At 58.9% G+C, this 15,451-nt stretch carries 12 protein-coding genes; 1 reads left to right on the top strand and 11 read right to left on the bottom strand.

Annotation, left to right across the window (positions count from 1 at the left end):
• Together parE and JN414_RS11920 are read right to left on the bottom strand one after the other, a co-directional pair.
• Positions 1-2,016 carry a DNA topoisomerase IV subunit B gene (parE, locus tag JN414_RS11915; protein ID WP_046900259.1) on the bottom strand — a complete coding sequence of 672 codons (2,016 nt, stop codon included), beginning with the start codon at positions 2,014-2,016 and terminating at the stop codon, positions 1-3.
• A gap of 81 nt (positions 2,017-2,097) precedes the next feature.
• Positions 2,098-2,658 (bottom strand): hypothetical protein, encoded by a 561-nt coding sequence (locus tag JN414_RS11920; protein ID WP_374195565.1) that lies wholly within the window; start codon positions 2,656-2,658, stop codon positions 2,098-2,100.
• Between the two features lie 316 nt (positions 2,659-2,974).
• Between JN414_RS11920 and JN414_RS11925 the strand changes: the two genes are divergently transcribed.
• Complete coding sequence (locus tag JN414_RS11925; protein WP_046900929.1) at positions 2,975-3,526, top strand: hypothetical protein; 552 nt, start codon at positions 2,975-2,977, stop codon at positions 3,524-3,526.
• Positions 3,527-3,666: 140 nt separating this feature from the next.
• Here the strand turns inward: JN414_RS11925 and JN414_RS11930 are convergent, their stop codons facing one another.
• From JN414_RS11930 to gltX, 9 genes are all read right to left on the bottom strand, one after another.
• Entirely contained in the window at positions 3,667-4,815 is a 1,149-nt protein-coding gene (locus JN414_RS11930) for an OmpA family protein (RefSeq protein ID WP_099213312.1), read from the bottom strand.
• 142 nt (positions 4,816-4,957) lie between these two features.
• Positions 4,958-5,299 (bottom strand): DUF1491 family protein, encoded by a 342-nt coding sequence (locus tag JN414_RS11935; RefSeq protein WP_046900928.1) that lies wholly within the window; start codon positions 5,297-5,299, stop codon positions 4,958-4,960.
• Between the two features lie 26 nt (positions 5,300-5,325).
• Positions 5,326-7,020, bottom strand: a complete 1,695-nt coding sequence (locus JN414_RS11940) for a S41 family peptidase (protein WP_373687855.1) — start codon at positions 7,018-7,020, stop codon at positions 5,326-5,328.
• A 169-nt stretch (positions 7,021-7,189) separates the two neighbouring features.
• Positions 7,190-9,895, bottom strand: a complete 2,706-nt coding sequence (topA, locus tag JN414_RS11945) for a type I DNA topoisomerase (protein WP_202208078.1) — start codon at positions 9,893-9,895, stop codon at positions 7,190-7,192.
• Positions 9,896-9,915: 20 nt separating this feature from the next.
• The gene (dprA, locus tag JN414_RS11950) at positions 9,916-11,103 is read right to left on the bottom strand and encodes a DNA-processing protein DprA (protein WP_202208079.1); all 1,188 of its coding nucleotides are present in this window, start codon (positions 11,101-11,103) and stop codon (positions 9,916-9,918) included.
• 41 nt (positions 11,104-11,144) lie between these two features.
• Positions 11,145-11,774, bottom strand: a complete 630-nt coding sequence (plsY, locus tag JN414_RS11955) for a glycerol-3-phosphate 1-O-acyltransferase PlsY (RefSeq protein WP_202208080.1) — start codon at positions 11,772-11,774, stop codon at positions 11,145-11,147.
• The gene (locus tag JN414_RS11960) at positions 11,771-13,045 is read right to left on the bottom strand and encodes a dihydroorotase family protein (protein ID WP_202208081.1); all 1,275 of its coding nucleotides are present in this window, start codon (positions 13,043-13,045) and stop codon (positions 11,771-11,773) included. The genes plsY and JN414_RS11960 overlap by 4 nt, the downstream gene beginning before the upstream one ends.
• Positions 13,042-13,983 (bottom strand): aspartate carbamoyltransferase catalytic subunit, encoded by a 942-nt coding sequence (locus JN414_RS11965; protein ID WP_202208082.1) that lies wholly within the window; start codon positions 13,981-13,983, stop codon positions 13,042-13,044. The genes JN414_RS11960 and JN414_RS11965 overlap by 4 nt, the downstream gene beginning before the upstream one ends.
• The gene (gene gltX / locus JN414_RS11970; RefSeq protein WP_064274235.1) at positions 13,976-15,379 is read right to left on the bottom strand and encodes a glutamate--tRNA ligase; all 1,404 of its coding nucleotides are present in this window, start codon (positions 15,377-15,379) and stop codon (positions 13,976-13,978) included. The genes JN414_RS11965 and gltX overlap by 8 nt, the downstream gene beginning before the upstream one ends.
• Positions 15,380-15,451: the final 72 nt, after the last annotated feature.

Genomic DNA, 15,451 nt, shown 5'->3' on the forward strand with positions numbered 1-15,451 from the left:
TCAGACGTCAAGATCTTCGACGGAACGGGCGTGCTCCTGAATGAAGCGGAATCGGAGTTCCGGCTTGCGTCCCATGAGGCTTTCCACGCGTTCGCTTGTCAGCGCGCGATCTTCAGGAAGAGCGACCACTCGCAGAAGCGTCCGGCGTGCAGGGTCCATCGTCGTCTGCTTGAGATCCTTCACAGGCATCTCGCCCAGACCCTTGAATCGGGACACCTCAACCTTCGCATTGGACTTGAAGTCCGCCTTGATGCGCTTGTCACGGTCCTGATCGTTCATCGCATAGACCGTCTTTGCCCCATGCGTCAGGCGATACAACGGCGGCTGCGCCAGATGCAGATGCCCATGACGGATCAGTTCCGGCATCTCACGATAGAAGAACGTCATCAGAAGGGAGGCGATATGCGCACCGTCGACGTCAGCGTCTGTCATGATGATGACGCGGCCGTAGCGAAGGCGGCTGATGTCGAAAGACGACCCCAGACCGCAGCCAAGGGCTTCCGTCAGGTCACGGAGTTCCTGATTCCCGCGTAGTTTGTCGGCGGTGGCTGAGGCGACGTTCAGAATCTTGCCTCGTAGTGGCAGAACAGCCTGCGTTTCCCGGTCACGTGCCTGGCGTGCAGAGCCACCTGCCGATTCGCCCTCAACCAGAAACAGTTCGGTCTCGGAGGCGTTCTCGCGGGTGCAGTCTGTCAGCTTGCCGGGAAGGCGCAGTTTGCGGGTCGCACTTTTTCGCGCCGTTTCCTTAACTTCACGACGGCGCAAACGCTCTTCAGCGCGCTCCACCATGAATGCCAGAAGATTATCGGCCTGCTGCGGGTTCCCGCCCAGCCAATGGTCGATTCGGTCACGCAGGGCGCCTTCTACAAGACGCGAAGCTTCCTGATTGGTCAGCTTGTCCTTGGTCTGGCCCTGAAACTGCGGGTCACGAATAAAGACAGAAAGCTTGGCCGCAACGGCGCCAAGAACATCTTCAGCCGTAATCGCTGCTGCGCGTTTGACCTTCCGTTGGTCCCCCCAGGAACGGAAACCCTTGACCAGAGCGGCCCGGAAGCCCGCTTCATGCGTGCCGCCCTGCGGCGTGGGAATCGTGTTGCAGTAGGAGGTGAGTGTGGATGTACCAGCTTCCAGAAACGCGACAGCCCACTCTACCTTGCCACCTGTCCGGCCATCAGCAGCCAGAGGAAGCTCAGCTTCTCCGGCCCAAAGTGGCGTCAACAGATCGGGGTTGGCACCGAGTTCTGCCGTCAGGGCATCTTCCAGACCGTTCGGAAACTGGATCGTGGCTTCGACTGGTGTTTCGTCGCCAGCCTTGATCAGCTCCGGATCACATTTCCACTGAATGATGACGCCACGGAACAGGGCGGCCTTGGAGCAGCAGAGCCGGTAGAGGCGGGATGCGGAGAAATGGAGATTCCCGAAGATTTCCGGATCAGGCGAAAATCGGACCGTGGTGCCTCGGCGATTAGGAGCCTTGCCGACTTCGGCCAACGGGCCAAGCGGCACACCACGGGAGAAATCCTGCCGATAAAGTACCCGGTCGCGGGCGACTTCCACTTCGAGCTTGTCGGAGAGCGCATTGACAACCGAACTGCCGACACCATGCAGGCCGCCAGACGTATCATACGCCTTGCCAGAGAATTTTCCGCCCGCATGAAGCGTCGTGAAGATCACTTCCAGAGCGGATTTATCGGGGAATTTGGGATGAGGGTCCGTTGGGATGCCACGGCCGTTATCGCGCACCATAAGTGTCCGTGGGCCTTCCAGTCGCATTTCGATGCTACTGGCATGGCCGGCTACGGCTTCATCCATGGCGTTATCGAGAATTTCGGAGGCAAGATGATGATAGGCGTTATCATCCGTGCCACCGATATACATTCCAGGGCGACGACGAACAGGCTCCAGTCCTTCAAGGACCTCGATATCCTGTGCGCCATAATCCGTGTTGACTGCGCCTTTGCGGCCGCCAGTCGCCTTGGTATTTCCTGCTTTGCCTGACTCGAACAGATCGCTCATGTTTGCGTTGTCGCCGTCCCAGTCCGGAACGTCAAGAGAACGCTTCCGGATGGAACAGAACGACTGACTTTCGGCAGCAGATCAGGCGCGGTGCGTGCGACGCGTCGTGGTGCTTTTGGTTGTGCCATGGCGCGGCCGACGGTCAACCGTGGCAGGTGCTGCACAGCTCTCATAGGACGCAGGCTGCGCTACGTCTTTGGCTTCTGCATAGTGAGCCAGATCAGACGCGCTTTCGAGTGCGTCGATTTCGTCGAACATGGCCGTACGCTGTTCACAGAACACCGTGCCGGACTTCAGGCCACCAAGAGACTGCACATCTGCAAGCTGCGTGATGTAATCATCATGCGCTGCCTGAGCGCGGCGACCGTATGTGGTGCGGAAATAGCCATCAAGGCGCTTTTCAGCATCCAGAAGGGACGGGCGGAACTTGGCAACGAACGCGTTGTAACGGTCCTGCGACTTGCAGGAGAGAGCCGTTACCATCAGTTCGGACTTCAGGCCCGCAACGTCAAAAGCTTCATGAGCCGGGGAGTTGCCGCACTCAGCTGCGAAAGCTGGCGTGGCATGAGCGGCGAACAGTGTTGTGCACGCCAGGCCAGCACCAGCCAGACGGACGAAGGAACGACGGAAAAACGAAGGCATCGACAAACTCCACAAGGCCGGGACTGATGGCCGGAAACAGACAGACAGCATAATCCGGGCTTGCGGCCCGCGGAAAGATGAATCCGCATGTGAGAAACGTGCGGCAAGCTCTTTACCTGCAACATAATTTCGTGGCGGAAAATGGGCGTTCGCGTTCTCAATTGTAATTTATCACGCCGACCGCAGAAAAAGCCCTGAAAGTGCGCTTAAGGGAGACGGACAGGCTTTCACCCCGCCTCGTCCTGTTCTACATGCGAACGTCTATCTTGTCGCGGGAAGCGCGGCATTAAGTCTGTCACGAGCGTTGGAGTTGACCGTGCGCCTGCGAGGTTCCGTCATTACCCTGGGATCGGCCTTTGCCTTTTCCCTGCTTCTTTCCGGCTGCGCACAGCAGGCGATCGTTCAACGCTCTGTGACGCCGAACCCCTTCGGCTACCAGAAGGTTTCTGCAGTCTGCCACGTCTCACCGGTCACAACCGCCGCTGATGGCACGATGAACGTGGACATGACCGTTCGCAGTGACGATGGCCTCTGCGCGATCTCCGTGCAGAAATCCTTCGGCAGCAGCTATTCCTCCTTCGGTGTGAATCCTGCGCCGTCACACGGCAAGGCTTTCCTCTACAATTACGATGGCCACACCTACGTGAACTATACCCCTGCAACGGCCTATGCTGGCGCAGACACGTTCACGGCGGAGCTGATCCCAGGTGGTGGCAAGAAGCGCGAACACCTTGTTGTACACATCACTGTGGACGCGACCGGCGTTGTTGTTGCCAAGCCTGCTGTTACGGCACCGACGCCGAAGGCTGCTACAACCACCACGAAAAAGAAGACAGCTACGCGTCAGACGACACGTCGCAAGCACTGAAGCTCTTCAGCTTCGTGATGAAAAAGGCGGGGTTTATCCCCGCTTTTTTTGTATCGCTTTTACCGGATCAGACATGAAAAAAGCCAGCACCCAGTCAAGGGCGCCGGCTTTCAAGGCCGTTTAAAACGTAAGGCTAAACCTTACTTGAAATCGATTTCAACGCGGCGGTTCTGAGGCTCGCGAGCATTCGGGCCTGTCGGGACGAGGGGGTGAGCCTCGCCAAAGCCCTGCGTGGAAATGAGGCCAGCTGCCACACCGTCACGGATCAGCTCAGCCTTCACACTTTCGGCGCGACGGTTGGAGAGGCCGAGATTGTAAGCCTGACCGCGTGCCCCTGGCTGGGCAGCGGACGTGTCCGTATATCCGCTGACTTCAATATGCGTGACCTGGGTCGAAGTGGAGTTCTTGGCAGCTTCAGCCACCACAGACTTCGCACGTTCGCTCAGAGCAGCCGAATCCCAGTCAAAGAAAACCAGATACGTGCGTGTCGGGGCTGGTGCGGGCGCAGCAATCACTGCTGGAGCCGGTGGTGCAGGCGGCGGAGCCGGGTTGAACTCGTAACGCAGGCCTAGGAGCAGCGAGTGATTGAAGTTCGTGCGTGTGTCGCGATTGCCCGTGGAAGAGCCATAAGCCTGCTTCTGATCCCAGCCGCCGTAAACGCCTGTCGCCGTAGCGTGATGACCGTTAGGCCCAAGCAGGGAATAGAAACGGTATTCTGTCGTGGCAGAGAGACCAACCACCCAGGGAACAGGGAACGACAGCCCGAAGATGCCCTGATAGGCGAAGTTTCCTGCCGTACCCGTGACGTGCTGGTCGAATGCACCGCTGGGCGCATGAACATAGGTGTTCATGGACTGCCAGCCGTAGCCTACGCCTGCGCCGAAATACGGATAAACCCAGGACTGCCCGATATCCATGTCGAACAGGGCATTTGCCATCACGCCGTAGCTCTGCTGGCGACCACCAACAGAAGACGGGAACAGGCTGCTCTTGAACTGCTGGAGACGATTGTTGCGGTAATTTCCCTCAACCTCGACCCGGAACCCGTTTCCGAGGCCCCAGCCAACGCTGCCGAGTCCCGTGACGCCTGCCTGATAATGGTCACGGCCGCTCGGGAAGACAGGAGAAAGACGGACTGTCTGATCCTGGTTGAAGCTCGCGCCGCCAGACCCGGAAACGTACAGTCCCCTGACCGGCTGCGCCTCTGCGGCCCCCATGACCAGCATCGAAACGCCTGCAGTGAGCCCGGCCCGGGCAAGCCAGGTCCTGAAAACGGATCGCTGCATCATGTCATTTCTCTCCAACCAACCCAATTTGAAAGTCTTCTTGCCGAAACTACAGGCGATGGCAACGCGCCGAACCCTTTAATGGGTGATGCGAAAGTTTCACAATGGGCATGTTCGTCGCCCAGTGTGTCCTCCCTCCCACAGTTCAGTGCATCACGTCCAGATCTGCGCGACGCGAACCGAGTGTTCGTTCCAGCGGCGTGGCCACATTCCGGACTTCCAGTTCAATGACCCAGAGGTCCGGATCATAACGACGCTGGCGTTCCAGATAGTCTTCCAGTCCGGCAGCACCTTCAACGTCCGCCCGAATCCAGTCCGAACCATTTTCACGGAGGAGGGCGACATTGTCGTCGCGGTCCCTGAGAACGATCAGGACGGCTCCAGCATCCTCATCCCCCTTTTTCAGGACCATGGCGGACGTGCCGTCGGAAGAAATCCGTCGCATCACGGCACGCACCCAGAGACCTGTTTTTAAACGTGCACCCATGAAAGTTCCGTCCATATCCTGAAAAGTTAGTGCAGAGGTGCGGTATTTTCGTCAGGGACAGCTTCAAGCGCTGCCTTGTAGGCCGAAGCAGAAGACAGCATGAATCTTGCCGTGTCCATGTCTGCGTCTGTCCCAATTGCTGCCGGGCAATGACGTCGGATGTCCAGAATTCGGGCAACAGGAACGGGGTAGCGCGCTGCCCGAGCCATTTGAACGGCGCCTGCCTGCGGGGCGTTTCCGTTTTTCAGAGCGTCAAGCTGGGCATGCAGGTCGTCGCTCCCCCGGGAGGTGCAAACCTGAGGCATGACGCCCAGACCTTGAATGGGCCAGCCCAGCGGGGCCTGATTTCGGCTCCATGTCACGAACAGTTCGCCGCCATTGGGCATCTGGCCAATCACCTGCACCAGACCCTTGCCCAAGGTCTCGCTGCCAATGACGACGGCGCGGCGATGATCGGCCAAGGCTGCGGCAAGAATTTCCGCTGCACTTGCTGTGCGACCATCCACGAGAATGACAATCGGCGCTCCACTTGTCATGTCGCCGCCTTGAACGGCCCAGATGTGGTTGGCCTGAGGATCGCGGCCATGCGTCGTGACTGCTACGCCATGATCGAGGAACAGGGCGGCAGCCGTAACAGCCTGTTGAAGAACGCCGCCACGGTCCCCGCGCAGATCGATGATGATCCCGGCAGGGCGCTTTGCTTTGCCTGCCGCCTGCGTGGCACCAGAGTCATCAGGTGTGTCATCTTCCACCACCTGATCGAGATACTGGCTGATTTCCTCAGCCGTCTGAGTCGAAAAGGAAGAGATCCTCAGAAGCGTGTAGGCATCCACCGTAGATGCAAAAACAGTCTCGGGCGGGACCTGCGCTCTCATCAGCTTCAAGGTCGCCGGACGTTTGCCCTTAGAGGCCAGGGCCAGAGATACGGCTGTGCGCTCATCTCCGTCCAGCCAGCTCTGGACGGTATCAGGAGACTGTCCGTGCGTAGATTTTCCATTCACCGAGACAAGACGCTGTCCCATGTCCACCCCAGCCTCCCAAGCCGGTCCATTGGCATTGACAGCCGTCACAACGATCGAATGACCTTTTTGTCCTAGCGTCAGGCCTACAGTGCCGCTTTGGCCGGTACGTCGTGTTCGGTCTGCAACCGCCGGGGTCGGTCCCAGATACCGTGAATACGGGTCCATGTGGTTGAACAGTTCATCAAAGAACCCTTGAAGCAGGGCATCATCACCCGCATCCCGGATCGTGGATGAGTGGGACCAGGCAGCGTCCATGGCGGCAGTTACAAGATCGGCCCATCCGGTTCGGCTGGTATCAGCGGGGAGGGGATGCTTGAAGAAAGCCTTCTGCCCCCGCGTGATTGTCACGGTTTCAGGAATATGCTGACCGTCACGATCCTCAGCAGGGTTCGTTGTCACGATAATTGTGGGATCGATCGCCGTTAGCCCGTCCAGTCCCCAGATACAGAATTCCCTTGCGGAATGGGCATCAAGGGTGCGCGGCGCCAGAAACCCAAGGGCGGCGACAAGAACGTCCCTGGTCATTCCACCAGCAAAGGCCGGAGCGGCTTCAGGTGCTGTAGGCGTGCTGCTTGATGGCGTGGCCTGCGTCTGGGCCAAAGCAGGCTGGACACTTCCTCCCAGCGCCAGTGTGAGAAGGCTGAGGATAAGAACCGGGCGGCACGCCGTCTCGCGAATATGCGACAGAAACAGGATCATGGGACGTGCGGCATGGCGCAAAGAGGGGTCCTTGAGGAGAGGCGGAAAGAAGGAAGTGGTTACCCCATCCATCTTTTGACCACGCCACAAACTTCGGCCCCGGTAAAGACACACCAATGACATTGTTGGAAGGAGTGCAACCAGGTCACACCCCCTCCAGAGTAACGCTTCAGGCTTCCGAGGAAGAGTCTGCTGCCGTTTTCCGCTTTTTCGTTGCGGATCCGGCTGTTTTCCGCGCCGTCGAAGTTTTTGTTGTGGCGCGGGTCGTCTTTTTCTTTGGAGCTTCTTCGCCAGAAGTTGCATCCACATCCGAAGTTTTTTTGCTTTTTGCCGTTTTGGCTGGAGCCTTCTTCGCAGTGGTCTTCTTGGCTGCACCCTTCAGAGGTTTGCCCTTCTCAGCCAAAAGCGCCACCGCAGCGTCGAGCGTGATGTCATTCATGTCCTGATCTTTGGGCAGATTGGCAATCAACTGGCCATGCTGCGCATACGGACCAAAACGACCCTTGCGGATCATGACCGGCTCACCGTCCTTGGGATGCGCTCCCAGGTTACGGATGGAGGCGAGCTTCTTCGCCAGGCTGTCGACTGCCCGGTTCAGCCCAACCGTCAGGACGTCATCGTCCTTGTCCAGCGTGCCGTAGATCGCACCCATCTTCACATAGGGCCCAAACCGTCCAAGGCCGGCTTCGATCTTTTCCCCTGTTTCCGGATGCATGCCAACCAGTCGGGGCAGGGACAGAAGTCCCAGAGCCTGCTCCATGGTCATGGTGTTGCCGTCCAGCCCCTTGGGGATGGTTGTACGTTTGGGCTTGGCCTTCTTGTCTTCCGGGTTGGGTTCCCCCTGCTGGACATACAGTCCATAGGGCCCACGACGAATGGTGATATCCTCACTGGTGTCCGGATGCTGGCCCAGAACCTTGATACCGTCCTTGAGCCCCTCATCCGCACCGTCATCAGCGACCAGACGTCGCGTGAACTGGCAGGTTGGATAGTTGGAGCAGCCGATGAAGGCGCCAAACTTGCCAAGACGCAGCCCCAGACGGCCTGTTCCGCAGGATGTGCAGACCCGTGGATCAGTACCGTCTTCCTTGGGCGGGAAGAAGTGGTCGCCCAGATCTTCATCCAGAGCGTCAATAACGTCCGAGATTTTCAGATCTTTTGTCTGATCTACGGCTGCCGAGAAGTCATGCCAGAAGGCTGCCATGACATCGTGCCAGTCAGCCCGGCCACCGGAAATGTCATCCAACTGTTCTTCAAGAGACGCTGTGAAGCCGGTATCGACATAACGCTCGAAAAAGGACGTCAGGAACGCTGTGACAAGGCGTCCGCGGTCTTCCGGCAGGAAGCGCTTGGCTTCCAGTCGAACGTAGTTACGGTCCCGCAGAACGCCCAGAACAGAGGCATAGGTGGAAGGACGACCAATGCCGATCTCTTCCATTTTCTTGACCAGAGACGCTTCGGAATAGCGCGGCGGCGGCTGGGTGAAGTGCTGTTCAGCATCAACAGCCGTCGTCGCGACGCGGTCCCCTTCCTTCATGGCAGGAAGCAGCTTGCCGTCGTCGTCTTCCGCCTTCGAATCGTCCTTGCCTTCGATGTAAAGCTTCAGGAAGCCGTCGAACGCAATCGTCGAACCCGTTGCCCGAAGCAGTGTTTGTCCGCTGGCATCCGCCAGGGTGACTGCAACCTGATCAAGCTCGGCAGACTGCATCTGTGACGCAACCGCGCGCTTCCAGACCAGTTCATACAGCCGCCGCTGTTCAGGAGACAGCGCATGAGCGACCTGTTGAGGTGTGCGGAACACATCCGTGGGGCGCACGGCTTCATGCGCTTCCTGCGCATTCTTGGCTTTGGTCGAATAGGCACGCGGATAATCCGGCACGTACTCGTCCCCAAACGCCTTGCCGATATGCCCGCGAATCGCGCCGATTGCCTCTTTGGCCATCGTGACGCCATCGGTTCGCATGTAGGTGATCAGACCGATCGTCTCACCACCGAGATCCACGCCCTCATAAAGCTGCTGGGCCGTGCGCATCGTTGTCTGCGCGCTCATGCCAAGCTTGCGGGAGGCTTCCTGCTGAAGCGTAGAGGTCGTGAATGGCGGCGGTGGGTTACGTTTCGTCCGTTTGCGCTCGACAGAGCGAACGGTGAACTGACCGGCCTGTACGATGTCACGAGCCTCAAAGGCCAGCTGTTCGTTATTGAGATCGAACTGGTCGAGTTTGTCACCACGCAGATGGGTAAGGCGCGCCTGAAAAGCTGCTTTCGCCGGAGTATTGAACCCGCCAGTAACGGTCCAGTATTCCTTCGGCTTGAAAACCTCGATCTCGGCTTCACGCTCACAAATGAGGCGGAGCGCTACGGACTGCACGCGACCGGCACTCTTGCTGCCCGGTAGCTTGCGCCAAAGCACTGGCGACAGCGTAAAGCCCACCAGATAGTCCAGCGCACGACGGGCCAGATAAGCGTCAATCAGGGGCTGATCCAGCTCACGTGGGCCAGCCATCGCGGCAGTGACGGCAGATTTCGTAATTTCGTTGAAGGTGACGCGATGAACGTCGATTCCCTTCAGGAGATTCTTTTCTTCAAGGACACTGCGCACATGCCACGAGATTGCTTCACCTTCGCGATCCGGGTCAGTGGCCAGATAGAGGTTCTTTGCTCCCTTGAGAGCCTTGGCAATGGCCGCAATCTGTTTGGCGCCCCGGTCGTCCGTCTGCCAGCTCATGGCAAAGTTCTCGTCCGGGCGTACGCTCCCGTCCTTGGGCGGTAGATCCCGCACATGGCCGAAGGAAGCAAGAACGGTAAACCCGCTTCCCAGATACTTGTTGATCGTCTTGGCCTTTGATGGGCTCTCGACTACCACAACGTCTGTCATTGCCACTCCGGTCTTCCGCGTCACTTCCTGTTCGGCTGTAACGCCACGCGCCCGCCGGGCACGAACTCCACGACACCCCCAAGCTCAAGCTCGGTCAGTGTCGACAGTACTGCCGAAACGGAGAACTGGCAGCGGCGCATCACCTCGTCAACTGTTACCGGTGTCATGGAGAGAAGCGGAAGCACCTCAGACAGTACAAGATCGGGGTCTTCCCAGTGATCCTCCGTACTCACATTCCATGCTGTGTAAGGTTCTGAAAAGCCTTGCAAAATACCAGGTTGGTGCGGCTGCTTTACCCATGGAGGTGAAAGGGGAGCCGGGAGCTCGGAAGGGAGGCAAGAAAGAATATCCTGCACATTTTCCGTGAGCGTCGCTCCGCGCCTTAAAAGCTCATTGCCGCCGCGAGACCGGGGATCGAGTGGCGAGCCGGGAACGGCATAGACTTCTCTGTCGTATGAGATCGCCAGACTGGCCGTAATCAGCGTTCCGGAATGCAGTGCGGCTTCCACAACAACGCATCCGAGAGAGATCCCGGCAATCAGCCGATTGCGGCGAGGAAAGTGTCGCGCTTGGGGAACGGTACTCAATGGCGCCTCTGTCACCAGGCACCCGCGTTCGGCAATACTGGCCTGCAACTTTGCATTTTCTGGTGGGTACACATGATCCAGTCCTCCAGCGACAGCCGCCGCCGTCAGGCCGGGATAAAGGGCTGCCTCATGAGCCGCCGAATCGATCCCACGAGCCAGACCTGAAACAACACAGATTTTCGAGTCTGCCAGCTCGGCAGAGAGGCTTTCGGCCATGCGAATGCCCGCAGCAGAAGCATTGCGTGCTCCCACAATGCCGACAGAGCGCAGAGAGAGTTTAGCTGGATCTCCCTGAACAAAAAGCACAGGTGGAGCGTCTTTGATGAAGGACAGCATCAGGGGATAATTGGCGTCCCCCCGGATCAAAACATTTCCGCCCATTTTCCGGAGGGTTTCAACTTCATCGGCCATCTGATTAGCCGATGGAATAACCGGAAGATCCAGACGGCCAGCCTGACGCATCCGTCCAGGAAGTGCGGAAAGAGCCGCAGTGGGGCCGCCATATTGGCAGAGTAGTCTGGAAAAATTGATCGGACCCACGCCCGGCGTGCGAGCAAGACGCATCGCGTCGAGTCGCTCTTGATCAGACAACCGGAACGGTGGAGCAGAAAACGTCGTCATGTTCTCGCTCCTATCCGAATTTCATTAACGGTTGCTTAAAATCAGGATGATTTTGTCTTGGCGTTCACCCGAGGTTCGTTGCCCGTCAGCAGACGGACTATATTGCTATAGTGTCGTACCCAAATCAGGAGGGCGATGAGAAAAGTCGCGACAGGAATGGGAGAACTGGCACCCCGGCTCAGCACGACAACCATCAAAATCGGCGCAACAAGAAATGCTGAAAGCGCTCCAGCCGACGAGATCCGGCTTATCCGCGCTACGGCGAGCCAGACCACGCAGCACGCCACACCAACAGGCCAGCACAAAACCCAGATTGTCCCGAGTCCCGTGGCAACGCCCTTACCGCCCCTGAATCCCAGCCAGACGGGGAAACAGTGCCCGACCACCACCGAGACTGCCGCTACGGCCATGGCGAGTGACGGCGGGCCACCACCGAACCGAAGCGCCAGAAAGACTGCCAGCGCCCCTTTGAGAGCATCTAAAAGAAGGGTGGCCGCGGCCAAGCCCTTGCGACCAGTCCGCAGGACATTGGTGGCGCCGATATTCCCGGAACCAATCTGGCGAATGTCTCCGCCGCCGCCTAGAGCCGTTAAAATCAGCCCGAACGGGATGCTCCCGATAACATACGCGACTGTGGCGACAAGCAGCAGGTTGGGGTGAGACAGCGTCATGCCAAGCCCTCAGCCGTGAAGACCTCGCGGCCTCGTCGGAAGGTCCGCAGGACCCGTCCTGTCAGCTTCTGACCATCAAATGGCGTATTTTGGGCCCGGCCCGGCAGTTCGCCAGCCGTCACTTCCCAAACAGCATCAGGGTCGAACAGGCAGAGATCGGCATCCTGACCAATTGCCAGCGTTCCCGCCGAAATGCCCAGAAGAGCGGCAGGAGCACAGGTGACAAGACGCAGGGCATCCATCAGAGGCAGCCCTGCGCCCAGTGTCACACCCAGAAGCGTGACAAGACCTGTCCCACCTGCACGCGCCTGCGCGAATGGAAGACGTTTGTCGTCCGCATCTGCCGGGGCGTGATCAGATGCCACGGCATCAATCGTGCCATCAGCAAGGGCCGCACAAACTGCTGCCCTGTCTGATTCCGCACGGAGCGGTGGGGAGAACTTCGCGTAGGTACGGAAGTCCCCAATGTCTTCTTCAGTCATGGCGAAATAAGGGGGCGCTGTGTCACATGTTACTTTGACGCCACGTGTTTTGGCTGTTCGGATCAGATCCAGCCCTTCGGCCGTAGAGACGTGCGCGAAATGCAGTCTCGCCCCAGTCATCTCGGCCAAACGAAGATCGCGGGCAATCATGATCGCCTCAGCCGCGGCCGGAACCTGCGGTAGACCCAAACGGACCGCCAGCGCACTTGCCGTCGCGCAGGCGCCTTTGGCGAGCGAAGGCTCTTCTGGATGCTGCACAACCAGCGCGTCAAGGAAGCGGGAATAGGACAGCAGATTGCGCATCTGCTTGGCGTCTGTGATGGCACGCGTGCCATCGGTGAACGCCACGGCGCCTGCGTCCTGCAACAGACCCAGCTCCGCCATCTCTCCGCCCTCGCAGCCACGCGTCAGCGCGCCGTAAGGGTGAATAGAGACCATACCCGTCTCTTCGCCGCGCACCTTCAGAAGATGCACCAGAGCCGGATTGTCGATTGCCGGAGACGTGTTGGGCAGAACGGCCATGGTGGTAATCCCACCTGCTACGGCAGCCCGTGCACCTGACTTGACGCTTTCACGATATTCGAAGCCTGGTTCACCCAAGGCAACACGCATATCCACAAGCCCAGGGCACAGAACTGCACCCTGACCATCAATCACGCGCGCGCCTTCTGGCGTCTCGGGGCTGTCGATAGCGGCGATGCGGCCGTCTTCAACCGTCAGGCGTCCGATGCCATCTCGGCCAGATGCTGGATCGACCAGACGGACATTTTCAAAAACAGTAATTGTCATGAGGGCATCCGTGCGCGTGACAGGCGATCAAGAACGGCCATACGCACCGCCACACCCATTTCCACCTGTTCTGCAATCACGCTCTGGTCTGAATCCGCAACATCGGACGCAATCTCGACGCCACGGTTCATGGGGCCGGGATGCATGACCAGAGCACCGGGATTTGCCAGTGCCAGACGGCGTCTGTCCAAGCCAAAGAACCGGAAATACTCGCGGGAACTCGGGACAAGACCAGCACCCATGCGCTCTTTCTGAAGGCGCAGGGACATCACGACATCCGTGCCCTTCAGGGCCTCATCCATGTCCGAATACAGTGTGACATTCCCAAGTTCTGCCATGGCAGACGGCAGAAGAGTGGGCGGCCCGACCAGACGGATACTGTTCCCCAGCGCCGTCAGAAGATGGATGTTGGACCGTGCTACACGGCTATGGCCAACGTCGCCGCAGATCGCGATCGTCAGACCTTCCAGACGTCCAAAATGACGACGAATAGTTAGAGCATCCAGCAGGGCCTGCGTAGGATGCTCGTGTGTACCATCGCCAGCATTCACCACACTGGCTTCGACCTTCTGGGACAGCAGGGCCGGTGCACCGGATTGACCATGACGCACGACCAGAAGATCGCAGCGCATGGCATTCAGCGTGGATGCCGTATCCAGCAGTGTTTCACCCTTGTTCACCGAGCTGGTTGCGACCGTCATGTTGATGACGTCTGCGCCAAGGCGTTTGCCCGCCAGCTCAAAACTGGTGCGGGTACGGGTGCTGTCCTCAAAGAACAGATTGATGACTGTCCGGCCCCGCAGCGCATCACGTGGTGCGGAACGGGAACGGCTCAGGAGTGCATAGCTCTCCGCCAGATCGAGGAACGGAGCAATTTGCCCCGCTGTTAGCCCCTCGATTCCCAGCAGATGCCGGGGGACGGATGGCCGCTCAGGCACTGAGCACGCTCGCAATGCGGGCCAGAACCTCGTCACGGCCAAGAGCCGCCAGCGTCAGGTCAATGCCCGGAGATGTCGTGGACCCCGTCATGGCAGCACGTAGTGGCTGGGCCACAGAGCCGAGTTTCAGCTCATTTTTTTCGGCATAGGCGCGGAGGGCACCGTCGATGGCTTCCGCTGTGAAATCCGGCAGAGCTGCCAGATCATGCCCGACGCCTTCAAGAACTTTGCGACCGTTCTCGTCCAGCAGCTTCTCAGCCTTGGGCGTGAAGGTCAGGGGCAGGGTGAAGCCTGCGAAGGCTGCGTTATCCGTCAGCTCGACCAGCGTCTTGGCGCGTTCCTTGAGGCCGGACATCATGGCCAGAACACGGGCACGCGTGCGGTCATCCGCAACAACGCCTTCACGGCCTTGCAGACGCTCCAGAACATCGTTGGTCAGGCGCTCATCGTCAGCCTGACGCATCCAGACACCATTGAGATGTGCCAGCTTCACATAATCCATACGGGACGGGGAACGACCGACGCCATCCAGATCGAACAGCTTGATCTGCTCTTCACGGGACAGAACCTCAGCATCACCATGGCCCCAGCCCAGACGGAGCAGGTAGTTGCACAGGGCTTCCGGCAGATACCCTTCCTCGCGGAAGTCCACGACGGACTGTGCGCCGTGACGCTTGGACAGCTTGGCGCCATCCGGGCCATGAATGAGCGGCAGGTGAGCGAAGTGCGGCAGATCCCAGCCCATTGCGCGGTAGATCATGGCCTGACGGAAGGTGTTCGTCAGATGGTCATCACCGCGCATGACATGGGTGATCTCCATGTCATGGTCATCACAGACCACGGCGTGCAGGTAGGTCGGCGTACCGTCGGAGCGCAGGATGATCAGGTCATCCATTTCCACGTTCGCAACGCGGACTTCGCCCTGCACCAGATCCTTGATGACGGTCTCGCCCTCACGCGGTGCCTTCAGGCGAATCACATAAGGCGCACCTTCCGGCGCTTCGGACGGATCACGGTCACGCCAGGTGCCGTCGTAACGGGGCGGACGCTTCTCGGCCATGGCCTTCTCGCGCATGGCCGTCAGTTCTTCCGGCGTGCAATAGCACTTGTAGGCTTCGCCTTTGGCCAGAAGCTCAAGAGCGACTTCCGTATGGCGGTCCTGACGGGCTGACTGGAAAACGGGCTCGGCATCGGCCGTAATTCCCATCCAGGCAAGGCCGTCAAAGATGACGTCCACGGCACGTTGCGTGGAACGTTCCTTGTCAGTGTCCTCGATCCGCAACAGGAACTCGCCACCGTGATGGCGTGCGAAGAGGAAATTGAACAGAGCAGCCCTGGCATTACCAACATGCAGCAGGCCCGTAGGGGAGGGTGCAAAGCGCGTACGGATGGTCATGCGGCTCTCATATCATGGTCGTGCGGCCCGGATCAACGCGCTGACATTTCCTTCGATCGACCCCGTCCAGGG

The organism is Gluconobacter sp. Gdi (assembly GCF_014132155.1).
Lineage (GTDB): Bacteria > Pseudomonadota > Alphaproteobacteria > Acetobacterales > Acetobacteraceae > Gluconobacter.

Coding starts and splice junctions, on each gene's coding strand:
- parE (WP_046900259.1), bottom strand. CDS start 2,016: ATGAGCGATCTGTTCGAGTCAGGCAAAGCAGGAAATACCAAGGCGACT.
- JN414_RS11920 (WP_374195565.1), bottom strand. CDS start 2,658: ATGCCTTCGTTTTTCCGTCGTTCCTTCGTCCGTCTGGCTGGTGCTGGC.
- JN414_RS11930 (WP_099213312.1), bottom strand. CDS start 4,815: ATGATGCAGCGATCCGTTTTCAGGACCTGGCTTGCCCGGGCCGGGCTC.
- JN414_RS11935 (WP_046900928.1), bottom strand. CDS start 5,299: ATGGGTGCACGTTTAAAAACAGGTCTCTGGGTGCGTGCCGTGATGCGA.
- JN414_RS11940 (WP_373687855.1), bottom strand. CDS start 7,020: ATGATCCTGTTTCTGTCGCATATTCGCGAGACGGCGTGCCGCCCGGTT.
- topA (WP_202208078.1), bottom strand. CDS start 9,895: ATGACAGACGTTGTGGTAGTCGAGAGCCCATCAAAGGCCAAGACGATC.
- dprA (WP_202208079.1), bottom strand. CDS start 11,103: ATGACGACGTTTTCTGCTCCACCGTTCCGGTTGTCTGATCAAGAGCGA.
- plsY (WP_202208080.1), bottom strand. CDS start 11,774: ATGACGCTGTCTCACCCCAACCTGCTGCTTGTCGCCACAGTCGCGTAT.
- JN414_RS11960 (WP_202208081.1), bottom strand. CDS start 13,045: ATGACAATTACTGTTTTTGAAAATGTCCGTCTGGTCGATCCAGCATCT.
- gltX (WP_064274235.1), bottom strand. CDS start 15,379: ATGACCATCCGTACGCGCTTTGCACCCTCCCCTACGGGCCTGCTGCAT.